The organism is Alteromonas sp. ASW11-130 (assembly GCF_026183735.1).
Taxonomy (GTDB): domain Bacteria; phylum Pseudomonadota; class Gammaproteobacteria; order Enterobacterales; family Alteromonadaceae; genus Alteromonas.
In genome coordinates this window covers 1-26,013 of the sequence record NZ_JAPFRE010000004.1, presented here as the reverse complement: position 1 = coordinate 26,013, position 26,013 = coordinate 1, and the positions used below count along the sequence as shown (strand labels likewise).

At 40.8% G+C, this 26,013-nt stretch carries 24 protein-coding genes; 1 reads left to right on the top strand and 23 read right to left on the bottom strand.

Features of this window, described 5'->3' with window-relative positions; all coding sequences use genetic code 11:
• Positions 1–91 precede the first annotated feature (91 nt).
• The 3 genes from OPS28_RS16945 to OPS28_RS00765 are packed head-to-tail and all read right to left on the bottom strand — an operon-like array spanning position 92 to position 2,506.
• On the bottom strand, positions 92–556 hold the full coding sequence (locus tag OPS28_RS16945; protein WP_269468548.1) for an acyltransferase: 465 nt from the start codon (positions 554–556) through the stop codon (positions 92–94).
• Entirely contained in the window at positions 553–954 is a 402-nt protein-coding gene (locus OPS28_RS00770) for a sugar 3,4-ketoisomerase (RefSeq protein WP_265607500.1), read from the bottom strand. Before OPS28_RS00770 ends, OPS28_RS16945 begins: the two co-directional genes overlap by 4 nt.
• Entirely contained in the window at positions 944–2,506 is a 1,563-nt protein-coding gene (locus OPS28_RS00765) for a glycosyltransferase family 61 protein (protein ID WP_265607499.1), read from the bottom strand. The genes OPS28_RS00770 and OPS28_RS00765 overlap by 11 nt, the downstream gene beginning before the upstream one ends.
• 241 nt (positions 2,507–2,747) lie before the next feature.
• Here OPS28_RS00765 and OPS28_RS00760 point away from each other — a divergent pair, with 241 nt between their 5' ends.
• Complete coding sequence (locus OPS28_RS00760; RefSeq protein WP_265607498.1) at positions 2,748–3,854, top strand: DegT/DnrJ/EryC1/StrS family aminotransferase; 1,107 nt, start codon at positions 2,748–2,750, stop codon at positions 3,852–3,854.
• 333 nt (positions 3,855–4,187) lie between these two features.
• On the opposite strand, the gene glf is transcribed toward OPS28_RS00760, so the two are convergent.
• From glf to OPS28_RS00660, 20 genes are all read right to left on the bottom strand, one after another.
• Positions 4,188–5,345, bottom strand: a complete 1,158-nt coding sequence (glf, locus tag OPS28_RS00755) for a UDP-galactopyranose mutase (RefSeq protein WP_265607497.1) — start codon at positions 5,343–5,345, stop codon at positions 4,188–4,190.
• Complete coding sequence (locus OPS28_RS00750; protein WP_265607496.1) at positions 5,342–6,298, bottom strand: glycosyltransferase family 2 protein; 957 nt, start codon at positions 6,296–6,298, stop codon at positions 5,342–5,344. Before OPS28_RS00750 ends, glf begins: the two co-directional genes overlap by 4 nt.
• Positions 6,295–7,470, bottom strand: a complete 1,176-nt coding sequence (locus tag OPS28_RS00745; protein ID WP_265607494.1) for an acyl-CoA reductase — start codon at positions 7,468–7,470, stop codon at positions 6,295–6,297. Before OPS28_RS00745 ends, OPS28_RS00750 begins: the two co-directional genes overlap by 4 nt.
• Positions 7,463–8,554, bottom strand: coding sequence for a LuxE/PaaK family acyltransferase (locus OPS28_RS00740; RefSeq protein WP_265607493.1), 1,092 nt, complete (start codon positions 8,552–8,554; stop codon positions 7,463–7,465). The genes OPS28_RS00745 and OPS28_RS00740 overlap by 8 nt, the downstream gene beginning before the upstream one ends.
• Before the next feature lie 77 nt (positions 8,555–8,631).
• Complete coding sequence (locus tag OPS28_RS00735) at positions 8,632–10,011, bottom strand: AMP-binding protein (RefSeq protein ID WP_265607492.1); 1,380 nt, start codon at positions 10,009–10,011, stop codon at positions 8,632–8,634.
• A complete protein-coding gene (locus OPS28_RS00730; RefSeq protein ID WP_265607491.1) occupies positions 10,011–10,778 on the bottom strand; it encodes an SDR family NAD(P)-dependent oxidoreductase in 768 nt (255 codons plus the stop codon). Before OPS28_RS00730 ends, OPS28_RS00735 begins: the two co-directional genes overlap by 1 nt.
• The gene (locus OPS28_RS00725) at positions 10,762–11,001 is read right to left on the bottom strand and encodes an acyl carrier protein (protein ID WP_265607490.1); all 240 of its coding nucleotides are present in this window, start codon (positions 10,999–11,001) and stop codon (positions 10,762–10,764) included. Before OPS28_RS00725 ends, OPS28_RS00730 begins: the two co-directional genes overlap by 17 nt.
• Positions 11,002–11,011: 10 nt before the next feature.
• On the bottom strand, positions 11,012–11,596 hold the full coding sequence (locus tag OPS28_RS00720) for a GNAT family N-acetyltransferase (RefSeq protein WP_265607489.1): 585 nt from the start codon (positions 11,594–11,596) through the stop codon (positions 11,012–11,014).
• A complete protein-coding gene (gene pseG / locus OPS28_RS00715) occupies positions 11,589–12,599 on the bottom strand; it encodes a UDP-2,4-diacetamido-2,4,6-trideoxy-beta-L-altropyranose hydrolase (RefSeq protein WP_265607488.1) in 1,011 nt (336 codons plus the stop codon). The genes OPS28_RS00720 and pseG overlap by 8 nt, the downstream gene beginning before the upstream one ends.
• Positions 12,596–13,651, bottom strand: coding sequence for a pseudaminic acid synthase (gene pseI / locus OPS28_RS00710; protein ID WP_265607487.1), 1,056 nt, complete (start codon positions 13,649–13,651; stop codon positions 12,596–12,598). The genes pseG and pseI overlap by 4 nt, the downstream gene beginning before the upstream one ends.
• Positions 13,644–14,615: a glycosyltransferase family 9 protein gene (locus OPS28_RS00705; protein ID WP_265607486.1), complete on the bottom strand. Its 972-nt coding sequence runs from the start codon at positions 14,613–14,615 to the stop codon at positions 13,644–13,646. Before OPS28_RS00705 ends, pseI begins: the two co-directional genes overlap by 8 nt.
• Before the next feature lie 2 nt (positions 14,616–14,617).
• Complete coding sequence (gene pseF / locus OPS28_RS00700) at positions 14,618–15,307, bottom strand: pseudaminic acid cytidylyltransferase (protein ID WP_265607485.1); 690 nt, start codon at positions 15,305–15,307, stop codon at positions 14,618–14,620.
• Positions 15,304–16,449: a UDP-4-amino-4,6-dideoxy-N-acetyl-beta-L-altrosamine transaminase gene (gene pseC, locus OPS28_RS00695; protein WP_265607484.1), complete on the bottom strand. Its 1,146-nt coding sequence runs from the start codon at positions 16,447–16,449 to the stop codon at positions 15,304–15,306. Before pseC ends, pseF begins: the two co-directional genes overlap by 4 nt.
• Positions 16,446–17,450 (bottom strand): UDP-N-acetylglucosamine 4,6-dehydratase (inverting), encoded by a 1,005-nt coding sequence (gene pseB / locus OPS28_RS00690; protein WP_265607483.1) that lies wholly within the window; start codon positions 17,448–17,450, stop codon positions 16,446–16,448. Before pseB ends, pseC begins: the two co-directional genes overlap by 4 nt.
• On the bottom strand, positions 17,443–20,919 hold the full coding sequence (locus tag OPS28_RS00685; RefSeq protein ID WP_265607482.1) for a motility associated factor glycosyltransferase family protein: 3,477 nt from the start codon (positions 20,917–20,919) through the stop codon (positions 17,443–17,445). Before OPS28_RS00685 ends, pseB begins: the two co-directional genes overlap by 8 nt.
• 6 nt (positions 20,920–20,925) lie before the next feature.
• Positions 20,926–21,243 carry a hypothetical protein gene (locus OPS28_RS00680; RefSeq protein WP_265607481.1) on the bottom strand — a complete coding sequence of 106 codons (318 nt, stop codon included), beginning with the start codon at positions 21,241–21,243 and terminating at the stop codon, positions 20,926–20,928.
• On the bottom strand, positions 21,240–21,668 hold the full coding sequence (fliS, locus tag OPS28_RS00675) for a flagellar export chaperone FliS (RefSeq protein WP_265607480.1): 429 nt from the start codon (positions 21,666–21,668) through the stop codon (positions 21,240–21,242). Before fliS ends, OPS28_RS00680 begins: the two co-directional genes overlap by 4 nt.
• Before the next feature lie 23 nt (positions 21,669–21,691).
• A complete protein-coding gene (fliD, locus tag OPS28_RS00670) occupies positions 21,692–23,137 on the bottom strand; it encodes a flagellar filament capping protein FliD (RefSeq protein ID WP_265607479.1) in 1,446 nt (481 codons plus the stop codon).
• Between the two features lie 13 nt (positions 23,138–23,150).
• Positions 23,151–23,582 (bottom strand): flagellar protein FlaG, encoded by a 432-nt coding sequence (locus OPS28_RS00665; protein WP_265607478.1) that lies wholly within the window; start codon positions 23,580–23,582, stop codon positions 23,151–23,153.
• Positions 23,583–23,673: 91 nt separating this feature from the next.
• Positions 23,674–24,498, bottom strand: coding sequence for a flagellin N-terminal helical domain-containing protein (locus OPS28_RS00660; RefSeq protein WP_265607477.1), 825 nt, complete (start codon positions 24,496–24,498; stop codon positions 23,674–23,676).
• Positions 24,499–26,013: the final 1,515 nt, after the last annotated feature.

The following is a 26,013-nucleotide window of genomic DNA, read 5'->3' as shown; positions in this document are numbered from 1 at the left end:
ATTCATGATATTAAAACAATAAGAATGTCTACACACTCAAAACGTATAAAATTTTAATTTTCAATCACTCGCGCTTTAACTAAAAAAACTCTTACACTCCCATGTTTACTATTCTCGCTGGATTACCCACTACGGTAGAACTTTGCTCCACATCTTTGGTTACAACCGCTCCCGCCCCTATAACTGCGTTCTTACCAATTGCTAAACCGGGTAAAATCGTTGCATTTGCTCCTATTGATGCTCCAGCTCTAATAACCGTCTTCAACGCCTGAAAGTTTATATTTTTGGATTGAGGAAATTTATCATTGCAAAAGGTAACGTTAGGGCCAATAAAAACGTCATCTTCAATTGTAATATGATCCCAAATAAAAACGCCTGATTTGATGGTCACCCTGTTGCCTATCGTCACCTTATTTTCGATCAATGAGTGAGAACAAATATTACAATCTGCTCCGATTTTTGCCTCTGGTAAAATTACACAAAACTGCCAAACTCGCGTACCGTTACCAATATTTTTACTTTGGACGTCACTTGTTGGATGAAAGAAAGGTTTCATTTTTCCTCTACCATTTTTAAAAAATCGTTATAATCTCTCACATAATCAGATTCATCGTAGATTTGATCGGCCAACACCATCAGCACACAGTCCTCACTGAAATCAAACATTTCTCGCCAAACAAACGATTCAATAATGAGTCCCTGGGCTGGATGATTTAGTGTAACTTCAATTTTTTCACTGCCATCATCAAGTAAAAATTTACAAGAGCCACGCACTGCTATCGCTACCTGTTTGAGGGTTTTATGGGCATGATAGCCTCGACGTACATTCTCTCCTGTATTGAACATGTAGTACACACGTTTAATTTTGAAGGGCACATTCGCTTGTTCTTCAAGTGCAATAAGAGATCCTCGCTCATCACCACAACTTTTTAATTGGACAAGTTTAATATCCATCCACTTTCTCCGCCTTAAAAGTTTGTTGGTCTAGCCATAATTTAACATCGCTACTATTGAGACTATAGCTTTTACTGTAAAGACTTTCATCGTCATTTATTCCCGCTTTATAAGTCAGATAACTAAGGTCTACTTCAATAATATTTGCGAGATTGGAGAATGCAGAAAAGTGTCCCCACTCTTCTGCCATCCAACATAAAGCTGAAGCACCTCGCTTTGCAAAAAGAAGGTTTGTCCACGTAGCCCCAGTTGGACCGACAATATAGTCAGCTTGGCTAAATATCGAAGCCTGTTCACTAATACTCATTTTTTCTGGGTTAACTTTTTTAAAACCGTATCTATCAAAAAGGGCAAAAATTTCTTCTTGATTATAGTATCTGTGTTTTAGTGAGGGTGCTAAAAATATGCGCTTCACTTTTGTTATACAACTTTTATCTAATCGGCCTAGTACAAGGTCTCTCATGTAAAACAAGCTGTCGCGGCGGTAGTAAATATATTCAGGCAGAGACCATGCTGCACCAAGTATTGCTGGACAGCATCTATTGGGTGAATTGATTATTAACAGGTCATTAACTCGCAAACTTTCTAGTGATGTAATTTCGATGATTGGGTTTGGAAGATTGAATAGTGAAAGCATTTCTCTAACAGACTCAATCTTAAATGCCATGTGGGAAATTATCAGCGGATAATTAGCGAATATTTCATCGAGTTCTTTCAGGTATTCTAGTTGCGGAAGTATTTCTACAATCCAATGATAGTAATTTAAATCGTAATAACCATTTATAAGAATCCCTTTATCCACAATACGGCTTACACTAGTTTTTATTAAAGCGCGTTTATCTTCAAAATGATGGACCACGTGACCTTTACTGTATTTAGCTAGCTTTTTGCTTACCGTATGTACTTTTTCAATAACTAACTTTTCATTAGCAATAGCAAAGGCTCTCGAGTTTAGCGATAGTTGGGCTTGTTTAAATCGATACGCAGCGACTTCGGGTATAATAACTTCTGAGAATACTTGGGGCCGATCAATAAACTTTGGTCCAGCTATTTTTTGTTTTTCAGCTTGTCGAAATGTTTGAACTTTGTTTGAATCGCTTACATCTAAGCTTGCTGTCGGCAGTAAGTCATAACCCAAAGGTCGTATTATCGGACGTATCAGAGCTGAAGCAAATATAGGGATCCTACAGATAAGAGTAAGACACCAGTTACTGAATGAATCACACCAGTTTTTTAGCAATGGCTTTTGGATGATAATTGAACGATAGTAGATAAGTGGAATTTTTTCGAAATGTGCTTGGCTTTTAAGAGTGTGATAAATTTCTTCGAAAAAATCACTGGCAATAATAATACTATCAATGTGAACAGTTGAAATGGCGGATGGCGGTAGCACTGGAATTGAATTAATGAAAATTCCATGTTTAGTCTCATCGTTATCCATGTAAGCAACAATTTCAAATCTTGACCTTACCAATGGGACAAAATTTTTAGCCGCAGTTCCTGTGCCAAATATCACTACTCTTTCTTTGTTGCATTTTTTTAAGATTTTCATATTTCCTACTGCATATTGCCAAATTAACTAAGCCGCTTTAGAAATTTCTTTGGCATTGAAATTACCGTGATATTATAGAAATTATTTAGTTTTCAATAGATAAAATAAAGTATGACATGCAACCTTATGGTTGCCAACTAGGGCAAATTTGGTCAATGTAGAACAGTATTAGTATTGTCCTTCCGTGGATCCAATACAATTCACAAGTAGACTGTATAGAGCTTACAAGGAAATATTATCAATGAAAGTTCCTTTTCTAAATTTAGGGGCCATTAATGCCAGAGATGAAGACGAGTTAATCGATGCTTGTAAAAGGGTAATTAAGAGCGGTTGGTATTTAAATAGTGAAGAGGGCTATGATTTCGAGAACGCGTTTGCCGAGTATTGCGGCGTAAGACATTGTATCTGTGTAGGTAACGGACTTGATGCATTGAAATTAACGCTTGTCGCATGGAAAACGCTAGGAAAGTTAAAAAACGGGGATGAGGTCCTAGTACCCGCTAATACTTTCATCGCTACGATACTGGCGATTATAGATACAGGTTTAGTTCCAATCTTTGTTGAACCTGAACCCCACACGTTTTTAATCTCTGAGAAAGCAATCGAAAACGCGTTAACCAGCAAAAGTAAAGCGATCATACCTGTTCACCTTTATGGACAGTTAGTAGATATAAATCTATTTCAAAAATTAACCGATAAATTTGGACTACTCGTGCTGGAAGATTCGGCTCAAGCTCATGGAGCTGGCGAGGGGGAAAAACGAGCGGGAAATTTAGGACACGCGGCGGCTTTTAGCTTTTATCCAGGAAAAAACCTAGGAGCGCTGGGGGATGGTGGTGCAGTAACCACCAATGATACGGAGCTAGCTGATGTAATAAGAGCGTTAGGTAACTATGGTTCAGCAAACAAGTATATCCATAAATATAAAGGGTATAACAGTCGCTTAGATGCTATCCAGACAGCCATGCTTAAGGTCAAGCTTCAGCGTATAGATACTGATATTGAGTTACGACGGGGAATTGCAAGTCGATATATAAAAGAAATAAATAATCCCCTTATCAGATTACCAAAAGTAAAGAAATGGAGCGATCACGTTTGGCATTTGTTCGTAATCAAAACTTCGCTCAGAGATAAGCTTCAAAATTGGCTAGCAACTCATGGGGTACAGACTCTCATTCACTATCCCATAGCTCCTCATAAACAACAAGCTTTATCAGAGTTTAGTGACTTAGATCTACCTGTAACAGTAGAGCTGCAATCTACCATACTTAGTTTGCCAATTGATCCAACACTGAATGACGAGCAAATTAACAAAGTTGTTGTCTTGTGTAATCAGTTTAATGGGTAGGCAGAGCAAAATTCACGTTGAACATAATAATTACAAAGTGGAAGAGGGCTAAATGAAATGACCTTTCTCATAAAAACACCTTATTTAATTGGTGCCAGAACCTATACTGAACCGTTTTCGAGTATGTCTATTTTAATCAAATGAAGTACGGCATATTGCAGTACAGTTAGACAATTGGCCCTATCGCTCATGCCTATTTTTATCTTACTCCGCTTACTGATGGCATCAGGACAGCTGGAGATTAAATCCCCATTTCCTTGCAAATAACCTATTATGCTATTAAACAATATCCGCGCTTTTTATGGTGTTACTAAAAAATGAAGAAGTAATCGATCATATTTTAAGCGCTTCATATATATGAAGCGCATTGGCAACCGCATCGTCCATATTGTAATAGCGATAATCGGCTAGACGTCCGAGGATTTTCAGATTAGAAAACTGCTCTGCTAACCTGTTATATTCTGCATGTCTTGAAGCGTTCTCTTTATTAAACATAGGATAGTACGGAACATTGAAATCTGCGTTAGAAGTATTAAAGTCTCCTGGGAACTCTTTCACTATTACCGTATGTGCAGAATCTACAGGGACAATATGTTTAAACTCAGTAATGCGTGTAAAGGCATAGTCATTGGGATAATTAACCGTGGTCGCCGATTGGTACTGAGAGTAAGCATGAGTTTCATACTGAAATTTTAAAGAGCGGTAGGGAAGCTCCCCTTTAACAAGGTCAAACAAACGGTCAAGCATTCCGGTATATATCATTAACCCTTTGAAGCGTTGATTTTTAAAGTATATTTGATTGTGCTGGAGAGTTATGTAGTCTAATGCATCAGTTTCAAGTTTAACCGTTATATTGGGATGCCTGAGCATTTTCCCAAACATAGCGGTATAGCCGTTCATCGGCACAGCTTGCCATTTATCCTGAAAATATCTATCGTCGTAGGATAAAACAATCGGAACTCGCGCAGTGACCTGCGGTGATATGTCTTCTGGCTTTACACCCCATTGCTTAGTCGTATAATTTACAAAAAACTTGTCATAGATTAATTGAGCGAGTTCGTTCAATTGAGGGTGAGTAGATTTCATCAAATCCAAGATGGCTACACGGGCTCCTTCTCCATATTCCTCTAGCAATAATTCCTTAAGTTCTTCTGACTTTGTATAAGAGTACATTTTTTCAAGAGAGCTGAAATTAAACGGAATTGGCACCAACTTTCCATCCACTGAACTAAGTACCTTATGTTCGTATGGATACCATTCTGTGAACTGAGATAAATAGTTCCAGACTTCTTGTTTATTAGTATGAAAAAGATGTGGGCCGTATTGATGAATTATTATGCCATTCTCATCTTTATAGTCATAACAATTGCCCCCAATATGGTTTCGTTGCTCTAATACGAGTACTTTCTTATTTTGCTGCGAAGCTAAACGCTCAGCGATAACCGCTCCTGAAATACCAGCGCCCACAACAATAGCGTCGTAACTACTCATGTTATTTTTCCCGCACGTAACTGTCGTAATAGCTGTTCTGGCTGTGCTCTTAATTGCCAGCAATACGCATGTTTATCATTAAAAAATTTTTGGTTGGCGGCCGAAACAACAATCCAATGGTTGAATCTATCGAAGTTTTTCTTGAATAGAAAAAACAAGGCTGTGGCAAATTGATGATGAGCAACACCTGCTTCTACAATTTCTTCATCTACCCCAAACTGGCGCGCTAATTCGCACGCAGCCATAATATCAGCTAAACACTGCTCTCTCCGTGTGGCACTTTTTTGAGTTTGCGCCCCGAAACTGGCCTGATGAACACGATATCTCCCTAAAACTTCGGGTAAAAAATCGATATGCGCGTTGAGGTAACCAGCGTTGAGAATATAAAAAGGGTAATCCAGAATAATATTACAGTTATCCGGTACGGTATCAGTAAGTCGAGAGTGGTTTTTAAACATTACACTGCTTGCCTGCATGAATGTACCGTATTTTACGAGATGCTCAATACTCGACCGTTGAGGTATGTATTGCCAATTATAAAACTCCTGCGAGTATAGTTTGAGCGACTCGTTACTATCTGAATCGAACATATCCGACTCATGATATACCATGGAGCAATCGGGATTTTCCTGCAGATAGTTAACTTGTTTTTGTAGTTTGCCCGGAAGCGCTAGGTCATCCCCATCTAAATACGCTATATATTCGCCTTTTGCTGCACTAAGTAGGGTGCGCATATTATTGGGCAGGCCCCCGTTTTTATCTTTTAATATTGGCTTAATTTGAGGGTAGGTGGATGCGTAAGAGCTGATGATTGACGGCGAATTATCTGTCGAAGCGTCATCACACACGATGACTTCATAATCAAAATTCACAACTTGTTCGCAAATAGATTTAAGGCAAGGACCTATATAGTGTTCTAAATTATAAACTGGAACTAAGACGGATAACTTCATTGTACTTCTATTCGCCGTGTCAACTGATTAGTTAGTCCATACCCATCCCAAATCTGCGAAAATGCTAACGCGTTTCCGATGGGTACTACTCTATCAATTCCTTTTATCGACGGCTTCATAAGAAACTTAATCAATTTTTCTTGCGCAATACCAGCATATGTTAATGTTTGAAGCTTCTCGTCAACATAACGCTCAAGGTCTGTGAGTTGAGAAATAGGGACTACCCAAAGGGTAAAGTTTCCTGTATGAATGTTTATATCTAGAGGAAACTGTGCATTCACTGTCACCACGGATAGCGTATTGTAGACATCACAACTTTCTACTCTGTTTGTTAACGCCAATGATTGTTGTGTGATAAGTTGTTCGTTCTTTAGTGTAATGGCCGGTTTTTCTTTAAACAGGGAATCCACTTCGATAAAGAATGAATCAAAATGTTCTTTTTCTCCCAGCCAAAATACAATCTTTGGCGAAGAACAAGCTTGCTGTTCGAATGGATGTAAATCTCGATAGAATCCTTCAGCTATTTTCTGAATATCTTCTTTAGATAACTCGTCCCCGTCAATAAGGCTGGCTGAATATCTGTCGGCGAAGCTAATGTCTCGGCAGCGTGGCTTAATAGGCAGGCGACGAATCGATAGGACGCTTTCATCCCCTCCCCATAAGACTCTGCCGTCAGCTAATTGACTTAATGAATTCGCCACAACTTCGTTATTTCGGTCATATTGAACAAATATATTTGAGAGGGCTAATTCGTCGAACTCAGGTTTACTTAATACGTCAAAGATAGCCTCAAGTAAAAAATTTTGCAGTGCAGACAAGGTTGAATTTAAACGGATAACATTGCAGTTTCCCATAACTAACGAACATATCCAGCTGTATACAAACATAGTATCTACATTTGCTGGCGTATAATGAACCACTAAACCAATTGGCTTCGTTGTTCCCACGGAAGCGGATGTAAACTGTTTCGCAAGATTAGATTTTCGCAGCCAAAATCCCAAGGCAACTATCTCACTTTGCATTTTAAATTTATCGTTGAGCAGGTGTCGGGATAAAACGGAAGTAAAAGCAAGTGCTTGAGTGTTTAGCACGTCGTCACACGATTGACCGACTACCGGCAATTTAGATACGTCTTTTTCATTGGCAAGATAAAAGATTTTCGATTTAGACATGACTAACACCTGCCGTATCACTACATCCTCTCACCTCAGTTTTGGGTAATCTGCCCTCAACACGAAAATAACGTCCCAATCTTCCGCACTTACAATCATCTTCCCCTAAGACTGTCCCCACGTCTTCAGTTAGTAAACTGTAACCGGGGTAACTGGTTGGGATCACTGATAACACTTGAATGAGTCCCGTTTCCCCGTTCAACATAGGTTTTAATGTATAGGGATCGCGAATGATGAGGTCAGCAAAAGGGGGGGCGTGCAAATATCCTTTTTCACATTCAACAAACACACTCCCCACTTGCTCTGCCATTCCATAAAAATTATGTACTTTTTCAATCTGTGTTACCTGATATACGGTTTCTTTGAATATGTCATTACTGACTTGTTGCTGGATTAGCTTTTTCCAGCCACCGCTGTGAACGAGTTTACCTTCGTTAAAAGATAGCTGGACTTTTTGTTTTTTTAGCGCCTGAATAAAATTCAGCCAGACCATAAATGTAAAACCGAAAAGTAAAACAGGTTTATCTTTATGTTTTTCGACAAACTGATTGACTACTTCCAGATTGAGCGACATGTCTTCATGAAGAGCGTAAGCATGTTCCCTTCCAAAGAACGCCATGCCTTGGATACCGGCGTTGCGGGCAGAAAACTTTGCGTTCTTTAGGCTGCTGGGTGAGTCGATGATTAACATAGGTAAACGCTGTTTACCTATGAATTGCTGCATAATATTGACTAGCACTTTGCTCTGCCTGGCACTGGTTTCTTTATCTAGAAATATTCGTGCGGGTATCTGCCCCGTGGTACCTGAAGAGGTAAGAGTTTTAAACACGTCAATATTTGGAATGCTTTTTAATTCATGCAGCTTGAACAATCGTACGGCAAGGTATGGCAAGTCTTCATACCCCTTTAAATCTGATGACATTAGGGCAGAAATACGCTGATATTCTTCACAGCGCGCGGCATGATGAACATGTAAATAGCGGAAGCAATTCAGTAAGATTGTGGATTTTTGCGACTGGTTTAGTGAAAAAAAACCTGCCTCAAAAAGCGTGTCCAGATTGTGCCGGTAGGAAAGTTCTGACATTCAATCACTCTGGTATAATTATTTTTAGTAAAAGTTGATCAGTTGCTGGCTCTAATATTTACGAAAACACTTAGGCCTTAGACTTTTGCTAACACTTGTCGTTGCAATGCAGTGTAATCGATTTTGCCATTTTCTAACAGCGGCCATTGTTCACATCGATAAGTTATTATCGCTTTTGGGGAAGTACGAAGCATTTTAATTGCGTACTGCTTTATTTCTTTTTCACTGTCTGAGAGGGTGCAAATAGCGAGTAGGTTATCTTCCCCAATACATCGTACAGGAAACCCTGCGGAATTTAGACGGGCCTCGATTTCATCAAGACTGCAGCGCTCGCCAAATAACTTAATCATTCGTTTTAATCTCCCGGTAATAAAGAAATCACCGTCTTCATCAAAGTAGCCTAAATCACCCGTAGGCAATGATTCTTGCGGGAAAAATTTACCCAGCTCCTTTGCGGAATCTACATAGCCCAGCATAATGTTGGGCCCTCGATATACTAATTCACCTTCCTTTTGAGGCTGAGAAATCTTGGCATTTTTGTCATCGTAAAGGGTAAGTTCTCCGCCTGAAATCGCCTTCCCAATACTGTTTGGTTTTACGTGAAGTTTTTTCGGTGACAAGTATGCTATGCGCGCCGTAGCTTCCGTCTGCCCATACATGACGTAAAATTGTTTGTTATTATTTTTTGCATAACCAGCCAACTTTAACACCAACTGCTTGTTGAGCTTCCCCCCAGCCTGGGTTAAATAGCGCAGCTTGGGTAAGGTTTTTTGTTCAAACCGTAAACGCAACAACATTTCATACCAGCTCGGTACCCCGTTTAATGACGAGATTTTTTCGTGCTCCAGCACTTCCCAAAAACCTTTTTCCATTACGGTCAGTTCAGTAAAGCGGATACAGGCTCCTACTGCTAAGTGAGTATGTAAAATAGATAACCCGTAAGAGTAAGATAAAGGCAATGAACCTAACGTCGTATCAGATTGCTCGATTGGCAGATAGCCCAATATTGACTGTGTGTTAGCGATTAAATTTTTATAAGACAACGCCACGAATTTTTTACTGCCTGTCGAACCTGATGTAGATAGTAGAAGCGCTAAGTCCTCAGCTAAGGTATGTTGAGTTAAAGATGACACTCGACAGTCACGTTCGACGACAATAAAATTAGGAGAAAAATCATTTCGAATACTGTTAATGACTTCCTCTGGTGCACTTTGGTTTATCAATATGCATGGATAATGTGCATAAAGGCAGGCCAAGTAATTCACCACGCTCTCTATGCTATTCGCCATTCTTAACAGGATCAGCGGTCTACTAGTGACGGAGTGAGATTGCCACGTTCGAATACGATCCTTTACTTTATTTTGCAGATTTAGGTAGGATATCGACTCAGTGTCACTTTTTAACGCAAGTCGTTCACCAAAGCTATCTAGCGTACGATTAAAAAGCGGTAGCGCCATTATGGAGTAAAGGCTCCGTCAACAGGTAAAATATGCCCTGTTGTGTAAGAAGATTGTTCCGACAACAAAAACGCGACGGCTTTAGCCACATCCCCAGGTTTACCTGTGCGTTTCATTACAATTCGCTGCGTGACATTATCGCGTTTCTCTTGGTCATAGTGTTTTGTCATAGCCGTTTCGATGAAACCAGGCGCGACACCATTTACACGAATTCCCACAGGAGCTAGTTCCTTCGCGAGGGAAACAGTGGCTCCTTTTAGCGCTGCTTTACTTGAGGCATACGCGCTCATTCCTGAGCTCCCCAGTTCGCCGACTTGTGAAAGTATATTAACAATTGAGCCTTTTCGCTGTCTCGCCATTAGTCGACAGGCTAGTTGCATATGTTGGTACGGCGCTAAAAAGTTAATATTTAACTGCTCTTTTAGCTTATCCATTAAGCTAACCGTAATAGGCGCTTCAAACATTACACCAGCGTTGTTTACTAGTCCATGCAATGGCCCTATATCCGACTGCATCTGCATCTTTTGAATCTGACGAAACTGTTCTTTCACCACTCTTTCATCCGTCACATCGTATATAAGTGGTATAACCTTACCGGACCAGGTTTCGAGCAGCGGCGCCAGTTTATCTTCATCTCGGGCGTTAGCGAATACAGCAGCACCGAGGCTCAGACACGAAGCAACAATCGCCTGTCCGATTTCACCTGTTGCCCCGGTTACTAGGACAGACTTACCAGAGAGGGGACTTACGTTAGAATTGGACTTCATATTTTGCCAAAATTTCTTTTGCTTTACCGACTGTGCTCATGTCTATGATATCGTCGGTATCCAGCATGACATCAAATGTATCTTCTAACTCTGCCACTAAGATCATGTGCGCGGTTGAATCCCACTCTTCGATGGTATTATAGGTTAAACTATCGGTTACCTGATCAGCCTCAATGCCCAATGCTTGACAGAATACTTGCTTTAGTTTTTCGTTATTATCCACAATTTAGACCTTATCGGTTTTTACTTGACGGTCTCGATAGCAGCCGCCTAAGTAACGCAGTGTGCCGTTCAAACTCTTCTTTTTGCAAGTTTAAATCAATTAATTCTGCATTTTTGATGACTTCATAGCCTAGTTGCTGATTATACTTAAGCGCCGCTCTGTTTTCAGCCTTTACAACCGCAAAAAATGTTTCAACCGATAGATGTGAAAAACAATAGTCATACAATGCAAGGGTAGGTGCAAAAGCAATAATGTTGCCTTGATAATCAGGATGGCCAATATAAAGTCCAGGTTCTAAAACTGTTGCATGTTCTACCGTCTCGCCATGAAAACGGGCTTTAATATTCGTCGCTCCAATGGCTTGGTCTTTGTATTCTACTACCCAATGTCGTTGTGAGTCATCGCGCTGAATTTTATTAAACCAAGCTTGCTGTTGTTCACTCGAAACTAATTCGGTCGAGAGCATTTGCTGACGAACCGCATCGCTGTTGCGCCATGCCTGAAGAGTGGCTAGATCGCTTTCGACAACGGGTCTTAAACAAATTTGATATCCCTTAATTACAGGGCCTTTCGCCGAGTCAAAAACCTTAATCATTTTCGTATTCTGCAATATTGTTTAAAAGCCTCATTGCCCCCTCGGCATCATATAACCCCTTAGCTCTATCTGACATGGCTTGGAGATCTGCGTCCAACAAAGTTTGAACCTGCTTAGCAATTGCATCGATGGGAATGGTTTTAATGCAATCAAACGCTGTTGCCCATCCTTCCATGGTGGCTGCTTTTGTCGCTTGTTTCTGATTTTTCGCAACAACTACCAAGATTGAAGGGGTGGCACATACCCCCAGCTCAAATTGACTTCCACCCGCTGCGCTAATAGCTAATTTAGCGTTATTCCACACTTCACTCATGTCCTGACAGTTATGTATATGTTGAATTGGATTGGGTAAGCTTGCTACACAACTGTCTAACTCCGTCAATCTAGAATAGGCTGGCCCTGTCACGACTCGAATAGGCACATCAGGAAGGCGATTAGAAATAGCTTTTAGTAGGTGAATTGTTAGGTTTTTAGGATCGCTTCCGCCAAGGTTTAGCGCAATGCCATTTCTTTCTTTAATAAGCTTCGGTGAAAGAGTGGTAAACTCTCTTCGCAGTAACCTGTACTTACTTCCGTAACAAAATACTTGCTGTTCGGTTGATGTTCTTTCTTTGGCTGTCGGGTCGACGATAATATCGGCTAAATGGGTCAAGGATGTCATGCCATCATCCATTAACACCACACAGCGGTTGGAATGATGGCTATTTTTTAAAACATCAGGGGAAAAAGTATAGCCATCGAATATAAGCGCTGCTGCATCGTGTTCATCAGCTTGCTCTGCAATCCATTTACCTTCGTTCGATACTGATAAATTTGCTGGAACCGAAATAATTTGATAATTCCAGTCATGCCTTTTGCGCGCAATTAGGCTGGCATGCGTGTCTAATAAAAAGATACTTGGAATATCACAACTTTCTGCAGCCTGAGCAAGCGCCAGACTTCGCATAAGATGGCCGGTTCCAGTTTTTTCAGATGCCAATACTCTAAACAACAAAGGTCTCAAGAAACAACCTGCTCCCACTTCAGGGCTGTGCCTTTTTTTAACGCTGTCGCGGCTTTCTTTCCCATTAGGGAGGCGAAATGGCAGGGCGCTAAACCAAATGCGGGGCGAACTACTTTAAGATTTTTTTCTGAAAAGCTTTCCCCCGCATCCATATCACGAGACACATACACCGAACGTCTATATTGTTTAGATTTTTCTTCTGCACCCGTTGCGCCGTAGCGCACATGCCCAAGTGCCAGCCATGCGCGTTCAGTCTCGGTGACAAGCTGCGACAGTTCGGCGGGTTCTAGAGAAAACGCAGCATCGACCCCTCCCGCGTTACGGTCAAGTACAAAATGCTTTTCTATGACGGTAGCGCCTAACGCCGTAGAGGCAACGGCCACACCAATGCCACCGGTATGATCGCTAAGCCCGACTTGACAGCCGAAGGCATCACGCATGTTAGGTATTGTCATTAAGTTTGAATTACCCGGATCGGCAGGATAGGTACTAGTACACTTTAATAAAATAATATCATCGCAGCCATTGTGTTTAGCGCATGCGACAGCCATTTCAATTTCTTGCAAACTTGCCATCCCGGTAGACATTATTAAGGGTTTTCCCTTACTGGCGGCATAGGCTATCAAAGGAATGTCGGTTAACTCAAAAGAGGCGATCTTAAAGCATGGAACGTTTAAATTATCCAAAAAATCTACAGCGTCTGCATCGAAAGGCGAACTAAAGGCCACCATTCCAAGCGAGTTAGCCAATTTAAATAATGGCTCATGCCATTCGTAAGGCGTTGCCGCTTTTTTATATAAGGCGTGTAACGATTCACCGCGCCACAAATTGTCTTCTTCTTGAATGACAAATTCATCGTTTTCTATGTCTAGTGTCATGGAATCGGCTGTATAGGTCTGCAATTTTATTGCATGAGCCCCCGATTTGGCCGCCGCTTCGACCATCTTTTTTGCCAAGTCAAAATCCTGACTGTGGTTACCACTTAATTCTGCAATAATGAACGGAGGCTCACTAGGACCTATAAACCGCTTCCCTATGCGGGTATCATGCATCTGTCTTTCCTTCTACAATATCAGTTATGCCCTCTACCAGATTATCCACAGATATAGGTTGGTCGCTCACATCTGTCGCATAGTCGGGCATAATTGTCTGAGGATCTATGTGACCACTGATCAATAAAACGGGAACATCGACTGCTGCTGCGAACCATTGCGCTCCCGAAGGGATAGAAACTAATAAGTCACAGGCTTTTAATTTACTAAGCTTCTGCTTAACGCTGTCACTTCCATCAACTTCTTTGTATACATTGAATCCCTTTTCTTCTAGCTTCGACGCCAGCTCGGTGGAAGCAGGATAACAGTCGGTAGAAGAGACACCGTCCACCGCCAATGCTATAGTTTTACCAGGCTTCGAGGCTATTTGAGGGTCTGCTGTAACGTCAATTTGTCTGTCCATTTCTATATCGGCGAAACCGCAGCACCGGCGTAAATAGTATTCGGGATACCCTCCTTCAGGCGGTTCTCCGTGTAACCACCAGTTTTCAAACCACGAATGCATACCCGACCAAGAACTTTGGATATACTTCTCAGTGATATTGACATAATCAGACGACAATGACTGCTGCTTAAAATCATCGATAATATCTTGTACTGATCTGTTAAGTGTATTACCTATTACGGGCGCACCGGCATCTTTTAGGAATCTCGCTAAAAAACAAGGCATAAACCACGTATCGAGATTGATAATTTCCGTATAGTTGTGGGAACTAACTATTTCAGCCAATTCAAGAAACACTTCCATCGCAGCAACAAAATTCTCTGGCCAATCGGCTTTATCCAAACCCAATACTGTCAATTCAGGTTCAGCTAGCTGCATAATTTCACTTCCTTCTGCGAAGGTAAGAAAGTGAATTTCAGCATCGGGAAAGCAGCGTTTCATATGCCTGACTGCTGGTATACCAATTGCCGCAACGTCGTAGCTTTCCATCATTCTGATGACGAGTATCTTCTCAGCCATGGTTATCCTTCAATATATGCCTTATACATGAGTTCAGCACGCTGCCAATCTTCTGGCGTATCAATATCCTGAACAAGGTACCTAGGAAGTATGACAGGTATACTGTGATGTGCAAAAGTATGGGCGCCTGACAAGAATGCATCTTTGCGGCCCCAATAAAATTGCCCCGCATCGTGGTAGCACTCTTCCAAATCCTGCGAGCGTTTGCCTATTTGTGTATGGTCAATAGGTTCAACTCCCCCGTCTTTAAGTCTTATGGCTCTTTGAATGGGAAAGTCGAAGGTAGTCACTGAAAATGCGAACTGTTTTTGTTTATCTTGTTTAAGCTGTTCAAAGCCTTTCAGTAAATACTCTGCACTTAAAAAAGGTGCAGTTGCATAAATACAACAAACGAATTCAACCGCTTGATGTTCGCTTTCGTATTCTTTTATAGCATGCTGAACAACGGGCGTAGTACCGGTGAAATCGTCAGCCAGTTCGGTCGGGCGGTTAATTATATAAGTTGCCCCCCACTCTTTGGCAATAGCAGTGATATCATCCGAGTCTGTTGAAACAATAATCTCATCAAATTGCTTGCATTTAACTGCCGCTTCCAATGAATAGGCTATGAGAGGTTTATCTGCAAAAGCTTTGATGTTTTTATTTTTAATTCGCTTACTGCCTCCCCGGGCTGGAATAACGGCTATGTTCATGTCAATTCCTTTTCAAGCTGAGCAATTACATAATCCTGATCTGACTGACATAAAGTTGGATACAAAGGCAAACTTAACGCATTGTTATAATACCGCTCTGCTATTGGGAATTGACCTTTTTTAAACCCAAGCTTTTGATAATAAGGATGCAAATGGATAGGAATATAGTGCACATTAACCCCAACACCGTTTTCACGAAGAACATTGAAAACAGTTTGTCGGTTGTGCTCAGTTAGCTCTACCACATACAAATGCCAGGCACTTTTTACGTCTAACATTGGAAGTTTAACGGGTAGCGAAGACAGTCGTTGATGATAATACTGCGCTTTTTCAAACCGGGCTGAGACATAAGTATCCAACCTTTCCAATTGACTCTTACCTAATACAGCATGTAAGTCGCTTAGTCGATAATTATACCCTAACTCGATTTGGGCATAAAACCAGCCTTTAGCCAAATCCACCGTGTTCAACACTTTAGAATCACGTGTTATCCCATGGGAGGCAAAAAGTTTGAGTTTTTGCTTTAAGCCCTCGCAATTCGTGGTAACAGCGCCACCTTCAGCAGACGTAATAGCTTTAACAGGATGAAAGCTTAAAATAGTCATGTCTGAATAAGTACATCGTCCTACCTTATTACCTTGGTGGTCTTCGCCTCCTAACGCATGAGCAGCATCTTCTATGAGCGCAATACCATAGGGTTCGGTAATAGCGCTGATAGCTTTCATATCGCAGCTGCTTCCAGCAAAATGCACCACTACAACTGCTTTTGGTAATGTTCCGGTATCTTCAGCTTTCGCGAGTTTTTCTTTCAACGCACTGATAGACATATTGCGCGTTTGCGCATCTATATCCACGAAATCAATAAGGGCACCGCAGTAAAGAGCACAATTTGCTGACGCGGCAAACGAGTTCACAGACGTCCATACCCAGTCGCCTGGGCCCACTCCCGCAGCCAAACACGCAATATGTAATGCAGAAGTGCCGCTGTTAGCAGCCACGGCAAAGTGAGCGCCTGTGTAATCACATAGCGCCTGTTCAAAAGCAGGAACCTGTGAACCCTGAGTTAAGAACTCATTCTTTAGAACATCAATTACAGCATCAATATCTGACTGCTGAATATCATGGCTACCGTAAGGAATCATTCCGTTACTTTATCCAGTTCTTTTAATTCTTTAACTGACAAGAAATAGGGATTCCTGCCGGAGTGATATTCAAACTTGTCAGTTGCTGGCCTACCTTTTTCTCCGGCTTTGTTTTTAAGGTAATTTACATTCTTATCAAAAAACTTTATAGCTGGGGTGATGACATAATGATCGTCAAATTCCACCGTATGATGAGCCATTTCTTCTGGCACCATTAACTCGTGAAGCTTTTCACCCGGACGAATGCCAATTAATTCATGCTCTCGACTACCACTCATCGCTTCAACTAAATCTAAGATACGAATTGAAGGGATCTTGGGCACAAAGATTTCACCACCTTGCATGCGGTCAAAATTTTTAACCACAAATTCAACTCCCTCATCCAATGTAATCCAGAATCGTGTCATTTCCGCATGTGTTACAGGAAGCTTTTCAACTCCATCCCGTATCATTTTTCTATAAAGAGGAACAACTGAACCGCGAGACCCCACTACATTCCCATAACGAACTACCGAAAAGCGTGGCCCTTTGGCACCTGAAATATTATTTGCTGCTACGAACAATTTGTCAGAAGCAAGTTTTGTTGCCCCATATAAGTTAACCGGGTTGGCTGCCTTGTCGGTAGATAACGCAATCACTCTTGACACATTGCACGCTATGGCCGCATCAATAACATTCTGTGCACCATTTATATTCGTTTTAATACATTCATTTGGATTATATTCAGCGGCGGGAACTTGTTTCAAGGCGGCAGCGTGAACCACATAATCCACACCTTGCATGGCAGTTTTGAGGCGCTCTTTATCTCTGACGTCGCCAATGAAGTAGCGCATGCATGGCTCACTGAACTTCTGTTGCATCTCGTATTGTTTTAGTTCGTCTCTAGAGTAGATGATGATCTTCATGGGATCAGACTTCGCTAATAAGTATCTTACGAATCGTTTTCCGAAAGACCCTGTTCCGCCTGTTATAAGGATGGAACGACCGTCAAAATTATTCACACTTATTCACCAAACTATTATAAATATCAGACACTTTACACTTAGTCGCTGAGTATACTTCTTCTGAAACGAAATAACTGACCAAATCTTTTTCTTCAATAGGTCTGGGGATTAACATTGCTTTCGTACCATCAATCAAAACCAACTCATCGTTATTTAAGGTAGTGCGAGAAAGAGCTATTAAATGCACTCCGAACTGGTACATGTAGAAACCCGTCAAAGCGGAAAGGTCGTAATGTTCAGAGACTTGGCGCTTATCGTAGACCATAAGGGGGGATAAGAAGCCAATAATTTTTTCGTTTGTAAATGAAGCTATAATCGCCATACTGGCTCGATGCATCTCACTGCACGTAGGGGAAAACTTCGGCTCTCTCCAATCGCCCGGCAACAAATAGCATTTTTTCCCTCGCTCAATTTGGTATAAAAACTCTTTCTGCGATGTCGTTATTATTAATGAATTTAAGGAAGTTACGAAGGGCTTAGAATACTCCCAAATCAGGGTGACCGCTTGATCTTTAGAATATTTTGACTTCGGCGAAATACCGATATTTCGAAAAAAGAATTCAGTAAATACCGTATTTTCTGCCGGCAGAGTATCGATGCATACTGAATTATTTTCAAAGTAATGGGTTAACAATATCTGCCGACGTTCATTTTCGACACTAGATATGTGACAAAAGTCTCTTTCAGCATGCTCCAAAATTGCTAAATACTGAGATAAATAGTTTCTCCAGCATTGTTTTACTTTTTCGGTTAATCGCAGCGCCGATTCAGTATCCTTTAAATTTGCCGTTTTCATCAAAACGCTGCTTATAAAATTTATTGAGCCGTTCAAATAGTAAAATAGCAAGGATTTATTATTAAAATATGAAGATATCGCTTTATTTCTCTGTACTTCAATTAACCTTTCGATTTCTGCTATTTCTTTTGATGGTGCATCAAAAAGTTCAATTAACACTTTCATTTCTGAAACCAATTGCGGCTTACTAAACGTAGATTCAAAAGATTCAATAAATGTTTGCGTTGGTAAAATATGAAAACATTTTTTTAAAACTTTCGCTAAGGTGGCATTTTTATCATTCTTCGCCCCAGACAAAAGAACATGATCCTTGATGAGCGGATTTGCGCCTCGGATTTTTGCGCCGTCATTCAAGTTATAGACATCTTTGGCCTTCATTAACGCTTTTTCAAGCAAGGTTATCGCTAACTTAAACTCATACTTTGTTTCAACAAATGGTCTGAAGTTTCCTTCTATACGCAATGAAGTGTGAATACTCGCGGCAAAATCGAATAACTCTTCACCTTCTTCAGAATAATAACCCGACATTTTTGAGTGATGATGCTTAACATCGATAAACCCTAGATCAACACCAATCAAATAAAGCTGGGTAAATCCAACCTCAGTGAAAAAGTTCGCGACAAAATTAGTTACCGTAGGATATGCGTGTTGTAATTTCGTATAAGGAAACTCGTCGAATAGCTTTGAAACCGCTACCGTCGCAGATTCACCTTCTTTAAAGGCGATATATACGTCTTTAAATAATCCACACGTTTCAGGGTGAATGCCATTACAACTTAGCAGAGTTATACTTTTTAGATAATCTAAATCCCCTACTCGCACTGTCCAATCATAGGTGGCGCGGTTTGATTCAATTTCTGCGTGAAAGTCTGGCGTGATTCCGTGTTTATATAACGTTTTTAAAGCCGTTCCACAAGAAATGATGATTGCCTGATCTTTATATTCCTCAACCAAATCAATTAAGTTATCTAGAGATGGGCCATTGCCCACGATGAAAACAGGCGTGTCTTTATCATCAGCGGTCAAATACTGCTGTGCGTCTCTCTTTAACACGGGAATTTCGTTTTCCATTCCCCAACGAGTGTGGGCGATACAGTATTTAGAATGATCAAAATAATCACCCAAAGAAACAATTACTTGAAGCTGTTCTCGTAAGTTCTGAATAGCACGAGTTAAATATTTGTTATAGTAACCCTGATAGAAGAATGTACTTGCCAGTAAGTAAGGGCCAACTGTATGGAATTGCGTCAGTAAATCTTCAATTAAATGAGTACCGTCGTCTCCGATATTCAAATAAATACGTTTATCTTCGCGTTCTATTTTTTCGAGAATGTCATGCCAATCAATAGCGAATAACGATGCATAAAAAAAGTCCCGATTGGGTTCGCAAATAAATACTTTTTCCAGTCTGTTTTCATTGGATAGCTGTTCAAACCCATAACCCGTACCAATGCCAAATAATATAATAGCCTTGACTGATTCAGGTAGAGATCGCTGCTCTTCTTCTACTTCTTTTAATACTTCATCTACTTCAGCCACCATCTGATAGTGCAGATACGGTTTAAGTTTTTGGCCAGTGAAGTTCAGTACTAAGCCATCGTTATTCGGAAATTTTTTAAAAACCTCTATACTCTTGGCGTTTTCCGCCTGGGGGTCATCACTATAAAAAGGGGTCATGGTTTCAACATGGAGCATGTTCACCTGCCCATCATCATTCGCTACAGGAAACCAAAATTCTGGATAATAGTGCTGAAACTCATCATAAAGATCCGGTATGAATTTTTTAAACGCCGCCAGATTGTGCTTAAATTTCGCGATATCTAACTTTGTTCTTGACCATTCGGATAAGTTAATGGGGTAAGTGAAATCTACCAAGTACTGTTCTGGTCGGGTTATTGGCTTTGGCTTTACGGTTTGTTTTTTAAATGCTTCCCATGAAAGCTCGCACAACATGTTAACAAGTTCATCAAACACTGGGTGGTTATAGTGTTTATAAAGCGTAAACTGGTCAAACTTTGCAACACTTGAAAGCTCGGTTAGATTATCAGCAAGGGTTTTACCGTTCTCGCCCAGCATCATATAAATAGCGGTGTTTTTCTCTGCGGCCAGCGTCAGCATACTTTGCCAATCAGCAATGGCTAAAGAACATTTAAAATACGCAGATTCAGGCTCGTAAATCACCAGATGGTCAATCTGATATCGCTTAACCAGTTCTGGTAAGTGCATGGCCCCCCCAATCCCAAGCACGACTAAGACAGGAATATGCGAGGAAGCGGGTTGGCTTGCGTACAGCTTTTGCGCTAAAGAGCTATCAATACCAGAGATATTGCTTTCCCCGATGTCCTGTTCTTTATCTGCATGTAAAGTGAATGTTAGCGCCCGTTGACTAAACTGGTCAATTTGCTGCGCGACCTCGGCTTGGGGATTTAAGCCATAAAACGTTCTGCCTTCAGCAGTATCTATAATATTCATTTCACTATGTTGGTTACATAGAATTGAAATGTGGTTATTATTTATTTTGAAAATCTGGTCATAAACGGGAGGCATAAATCGCTGAAAGGCTGCCAGATTTTTTCTTTCACGTTGTAGAATTTGGGGCGAGGCTTGGCGCTCTATCGCATTTTGTACTTCTTTATCTTCATCTACATGAAAAAATACATTTTTTAGCATTACTTATTACTTTTCATACTTTTTAACAGCTGAGCGACTGCGGATAAAGTGTGTAATATCATCTTTCACCGCCGTTCGCATCACCTGGGCTATTTCTTTTAGTTTATCATTAACCACTATTTCCTGTTTAGCAAATTCCTTTGCATCTTCAGGCGTTAAAGATTTTAAGTATGACTGAATAAAAATATCGCGTTCATCTGCTAATTGATTGAGATTGGTAACACGATCATCATCTTCATCAGAAGATAAAAGCGCCGCAATTTTTTCATTAATCTGTTGCAGCGCCGGAGGAGTAAGGGAGTGATTAAATTCGTCTATGTTCACACGGCTTGTCGTTGTTCTTGCATGGCCGCATATGCCTCGTCTTTTGCTGACTGAGGAATTTGTACCCATGCGTCACGGATTGGTGTTAATAAACTAGTTACTTCGTCAAGAATCTTCAAGTCATTCTTTACTAAAGCATCGGTCAATCGATCTACCATATAATCGTAAAGCGCATACATATTTTGGGCAACTTCTCCGCCCACATCCAAATCCAAGGTGTCACGAAGATTAATTAATATTGCTGATACACGTGAAAGATACTCACTTTTAACCGCATGTTCTTTACGCTCCATCGCGCCCTTAGCGAAGGCTATTCGGTCTAACGCTCCCTGCATAAGAAGCAGTGTCAGTCGATGAGGATCTGCATTTGCAATATCCTGCTTTATGTTACCTTTTTTATATGCATTAATACCTTTAAGTGACATAACTACTCCAACACCTTTCTAAATTAACCTAACATAGCGAACAAAGCTGAACCAGTCTGGTTCATCTTTGAGATGGTCTGATCCAGACCTAAATAGCGGTCCCGCAACATCTGTTCATAACTGATCATGCGTACTTCTAAACGCTCACGATCATCATATACACGGTCCTGATCTTGTTTTGCCGCTTTTTCGCGGGAGCTTATCAAACCGCTTGAAGAAGTATATTGCTCAATATAATCAAATAACCTCACTGCAATACCTTCGTTTTCATCAGTAAACAGCTTAGCAATTTCGTCGAAATTATCTTCCAGCGCTTCTTCAAGGCGATCTTCGCCCGTACCTAACCCATAGTTAGTTGTACCGATTTCTAATTCACCATCTTTATTTAATTCGACACCTATGGTGAATAGGCCGCCCAGAGCAGATGCAGAAACATTACTACTCATAATTGAACCTAAACCGCCCTGAATACCGCGGATAAGTGAGTCACCAGCCAAAATACCATCGTCTTCCAGCTCAGACCCACCATATTTGGTTAACTTTTTAATTTCAGAAACTACACCATTATAGTTTTCAACCAGGCTGCGAATTTTCTCTTCAAGCCCTTCTTTATCGTATCCAATTTCAAGTGTTGATGTCTGCGGCGTAACGCCATCTGCAGCCATCGGCGACACTTCTTTAGCGGTAAACGAAACGTTCGCGATGGTGTTATCAAACTTGTTGGTTTCACTCTCGACCAAAATCCCATCAATAGTCGCTTTGGCATTACTTGCTGCTTTAACGGGCGATAAATAGGTTGCCGTTTCTGAAGAATCGGTGGTGGATACTTTATCTAGCTCAGCCAGGTTATTGTCGTTTACTATCTGCAAATCATTACCCGCGCCAGTGACATCTGACGTAAATACTAGCTTGGCGCCACCTGTGGCTGTGCCAGTGTCAATAATATTGGCACTGACGCCGAAGTTGTCAGCATTATCATTAATTGCAGTACGAAGTTCTGATAAGGTCATTCCAGCTGTCACATTGACACTGAATGTATCACCGGTAGAACCAACTTTGAATGTAAGTGATCCACTACCTGCGCTTAATACGGAATCGGACGTTGAGGCAAAGGCTGCATCAGCTGTTTCAATTCTGCTACCAGATGCCATTTCGGTAACAGCAATTTTATATGAACCTCGTGTAGCAGAACTAGACGCATCTGCTGAAAACACCTCGACATCTTCATTAGGATGTTTTAGCGTTGGCTCACGGCCATTGATATCTTTATCTTCTTTTAGTGCCTTAATGGCATCTTTAAATTCCGATAATTTAGATTTGATTGCCCCTAAACCAGAAATTTCTGCTTCGATTTTTTCTTCACGAGCATTCAGTCGATCACTTTTGGGCTTGCGCTCAGATTCAAGTAATTGCTTGACTAAATCGTCAAGCGCAAGGCCTGAACCAACACCTAATGACGAAATTGACATAGCTTACCTCACACTAAACTTTATTATTTAAAAGTACCCCAACGCTTTTACCGACATCTTGCTGGAGATCCTGAATACGTTCTGCTAAACGTAACACTTCTTCAGAAGGTATCTGCCTGACTACTGCGCCAGATTCGCCGTCTTTCACTGTTACTACCGAGCGGTTAGTTTCTTCATCAACCGAAAATGAAAGGTTACGGTTTTGCACTTTCAAAAAGGCTTCAACTTGTTGCGCTGCCGCTTCAAAATCAAGTTTATTCCCCTCACCTGTTTTTTTATCGGCAGATTCAGAAATAGCTTGAATACTTTTATCCGCAGTTTTTTCAGGTGAAACACCTTCAGCTGGCGCTTTATTGTTTATACTTTTTTGCTCTTCGGATCGATTAAACGAAGCCTTATCTAGCAATGAAAAAGATTGATCCAATTGAGTTTTCACAAGTTCCACGACTCATACCCCCACTACCTAAAAACAACTAAACGGGGCCGACTAAGCGTAGGCTCCCGTTTTACTTTAAGCCAGATTATACAGGTAACGATTAACCTAACAGCGAAAGCGCCGCCTGAGGGCGTTGCTTCGCCTGACTTAACATAGAAATAGACGCCTGTTGGATGATCTGATTTCTGGTTAATTCAGCGGTTTCTGTAGCAAAATCAGTGTCACGAATCCGTGAACGGGCCGCAGACATATTTTCTGATACGGTGCTTAAGTTACGAATTGTTGATTGAAAACGATTTTGCAATGCCCCTAAATCAGCACGTGCAGAGCCAATTTGGGAAATAGCAGAATCGACTGATGTCAATGCAGCAGCCGCACCAGCAGATGTACTGATATCCAACGAACCGATGCCTAAACCAGAAGCGCCGTAACCACCTGTTCTAGTTAGGTCCACGGTAATGGTTTGACCTGCATTTGCACCTACCTGGAAGTTAGAAGAATAACTTCCATTTAGAATGTTTACGCCATTAAATTCTGTGTCAGTCCCAATTCGAGACATTTCAGAAATTAGGGCCGTTACTTCTTTTTGTAGCGCAGCTCGGTCTGAATCGGAATTAATACCGTTTTGAGACTGAATTGCTAATTGGCGGATACGTTGTAAAGAGTTGGTGTTTTCATCAAGCGCACCTTCAGCGGTTTGCGACAATGAAATAGCATCGTTTGCATTACGTACTGCTTGATTCAAACCTTGAATCTGAGTCGTCATGCGGTTAGAAATTTGTAGACCGGCAGCATCGTCAGAAGCACTATTGATGCGAAAACCAGACGACAAACGCTCATAAGATGTATTTAACTTTTCACTTACAGAGAACAATTGACGCTGCGAGTTCAAAGCTGAAACGTTAGTATTAACAAACATTGACATAATTTACCTCCTGGGGACGGACGATGTAAAATTAATCATCTCATCCTTCATCACCTGATCCAGACGGTCACTACTCCGGCCGAACCACACAAGGTTGAAGTGAATCCACTTCACAATTTAATAATTAAATTACCCCTCGACTATCGTTATCGACTCTATCTAAAGCAACTTTAGAAAAATTTAACTAAAATTCACAAATAATTACTATCTAATTGTTTTTATTAAATAAAAGCATTTGTTGATTTTAAAAAAATAGCTATTAAAAAAGGTATTTCAATAGGTTATGGTGATTTTTGCCGAAGATGACCTAGGAAAATAAAGGGTATAACTAAAAATACCTGCGTATGCGTGATAAAACTGAATTTGATAGTTTTGGCGTGATTTTTGGGGAGATGGCATAGATAATGCCTAGATAATGCCTAACGAGGCTAAAATAATATCTGAATTAATGCCTAGAATAACTAGGGTACACTGCTCCAAAATAGTAAGATAAATTGAACGGGTGAGCATATGGCACGCGTCACCCTGTGCTCTCAGCGTAAAAATGTGCCGTTAAATTGAATTTTGCACTGGTATTACTCTTTTTATTTTAACGAAACTAAATCCGTTTTAGTCGGCTAACGGGAATCGTAGAATTTACTGGCCTCTCAACCATCCTTCTACACTCTCAACCCGTTAGTCGACACCCACTAATAAAAGAGTGACTCAATAGAGTCACTTCTCTTTTGAGGGCTAACGTACATGTCCTAACATGTTTACGCGTGGTTTCGGCAGTGGTTAGGGACTATTATCGCCGCCTGCCTGGCAAGAAAATGTAAAATTTTGCCCGAAGTTGCCCCCTCATTACCCACTGACAGACTCAACTTAACCTATCCGATTAGCATTAACTCGCTATATATCACGTAGGCTGATAAATAATTTCATTAGTTGGCATAATCAATGCTTCTTTCTTAGTGTCAGAGTCGTAATTCTGACACTTCATTCTGTTAACACCTAATGAAGTCGAAATACTGCAATAATTCACTGTTATTGCCTAAGCTGACTGCGGGTGTGGAGTTCAGACCTCATACCTCTCACTACCTCCTGGCTTCATCCTGCCAGTCAGCGATTCTGACTCTCTTACACCAAAAAAAATCAACCACACTTAGTACAAAAAGCCGTACTCAAGAACGTATTTTTTTCAAAAAATAGTGCGCGTTATGTCATTTCGATTTGGAATGTTATAAAACATGCTTCATGGGCATCATGAAAAGGGCAAGAATCGTAGATTCGTTTTCGGCTTTTTCAACGAGGAAAACCAATTTGCGCTAATAGAAGGCTAGCTATGGGCACGAACTATTACCAAGGAGTATTCGGGTAAGACAAATGCTAATTGAAAAGGCCAGGAAAATTCCTGGCCATAGTTTCTTTAGTTTCTGCGCATTAGCGGGGCTTTCTCTTACCCTAGAAGAGACAAGGCTGCTTGTGGGCGCTGCTTCGCCTGCGACAAGATTGTTGTGCTGGCTTGCTGTAAAA

Coding starts and splice junctions, on each gene's coding strand:
- OPS28_RS00770 (WP_265607500.1), bottom strand. CDS start 954: ATGGATATTAAACTTGTCCAATTAAAAAGTTGTGGTGATGAGCGAGGA.
- OPS28_RS00765 (WP_265607499.1), bottom strand. CDS start 2,506: ATGAAAATCTTAAAAAAATGCAACAAAGAAAGAGTAGTGATATTTGGC.
- glf (WP_265607497.1), bottom strand. CDS start 5,345: ATGAGTAGTTACGACGCTATTGTTGTGGGCGCTGGTATTTCAGGAGCG.
- OPS28_RS00760 (WP_265607498.1), top strand. CDS start 2,748: ATGAAAGTTCCTTTTCTAAATTTAGGGGCCATTAATGCCAGAGATGAA.
- OPS28_RS00685 (WP_265607482.1), bottom strand. CDS start 20,919: ATGCTAAAAAATGTATTTTTTCATGTAGATGAAGATAAAGAAGTACAA.
- OPS28_RS00730 (WP_265607491.1), bottom strand. CDS start 10,778: ATGAAGTCCAATTCTAACGTAAGTCCCCTCTCTGGTAAGTCTGTCCTA.
- OPS28_RS00705 (WP_265607486.1), bottom strand. CDS start 14,615: ATGGCTGAGAAGATACTCGTCATCAGAATGATGGAAAGCTACGACGTT.
- OPS28_RS16945 (WP_269468548.1), bottom strand. CDS start 556: ATGAAACCTTTCTTTCATCCAACAAGTGACGTCCAAAGTAAAAATATT.
- OPS28_RS00745 (WP_265607494.1), bottom strand. CDS start 7,470: ATGTCTAAATCGAAAATCTTTTATCTTGCCAATGAAAAAGACGTATCT.
- fliD (WP_265607479.1), bottom strand. CDS start 23,137: ATGTCAATTTCGTCATTAGGTGTTGGTTCAGGCCTTGCGCTTGACGAT.
- pseI (WP_265607487.1), bottom strand. CDS start 13,651: ATGCATGATACCCGCATAGGGAAGCGGTTTATAGGTCCTAGTGAGCCT.
- pseF (WP_265607485.1), bottom strand. CDS start 15,307: ATGAACATAGCCGTTATTCCAGCCCGGGGAGGCAGTAAGCGAATTAAA.
- OPS28_RS00660 (WP_265607477.1), bottom strand. CDS start 24,498: ATGTCAATGTTTGTTAATACTAACGTTTCAGCTTTGAACTCGCAGCGT.
- fliS (WP_265607480.1), bottom strand. CDS start 21,668: ATGTCACTTAAAGGTATTAATGCATATAAAAAAGGTAACATAAAGCAG.
- OPS28_RS00720 (WP_265607489.1), bottom strand. CDS start 11,596: ATGATTAAGGTTTTTGACTCGGCGAAAGGCCCTGTAATTAAGGGATAT.
- OPS28_RS00735 (WP_265607492.1), bottom strand. CDS start 10,011: ATGGCGCTACCGCTTTTTAATCGTACGCTAGATAGCTTTGGTGAACGA.
- OPS28_RS00740 (WP_265607493.1), bottom strand. CDS start 8,554: ATGTCAGAACTTTCCTACCGGCACAATCTGGACACGCTTTTTGAGGCA.
- pseC (WP_265607484.1), bottom strand. CDS start 16,449: ATGATTCCTTACGGTAGCCATGATATTCAGCAGTCAGATATTGATGCT.
- OPS28_RS00750 (WP_265607496.1), bottom strand. CDS start 6,298: ATGAAGTTATCCGTCTTAGTTCCAGTTTATAATTTAGAACACTATATA.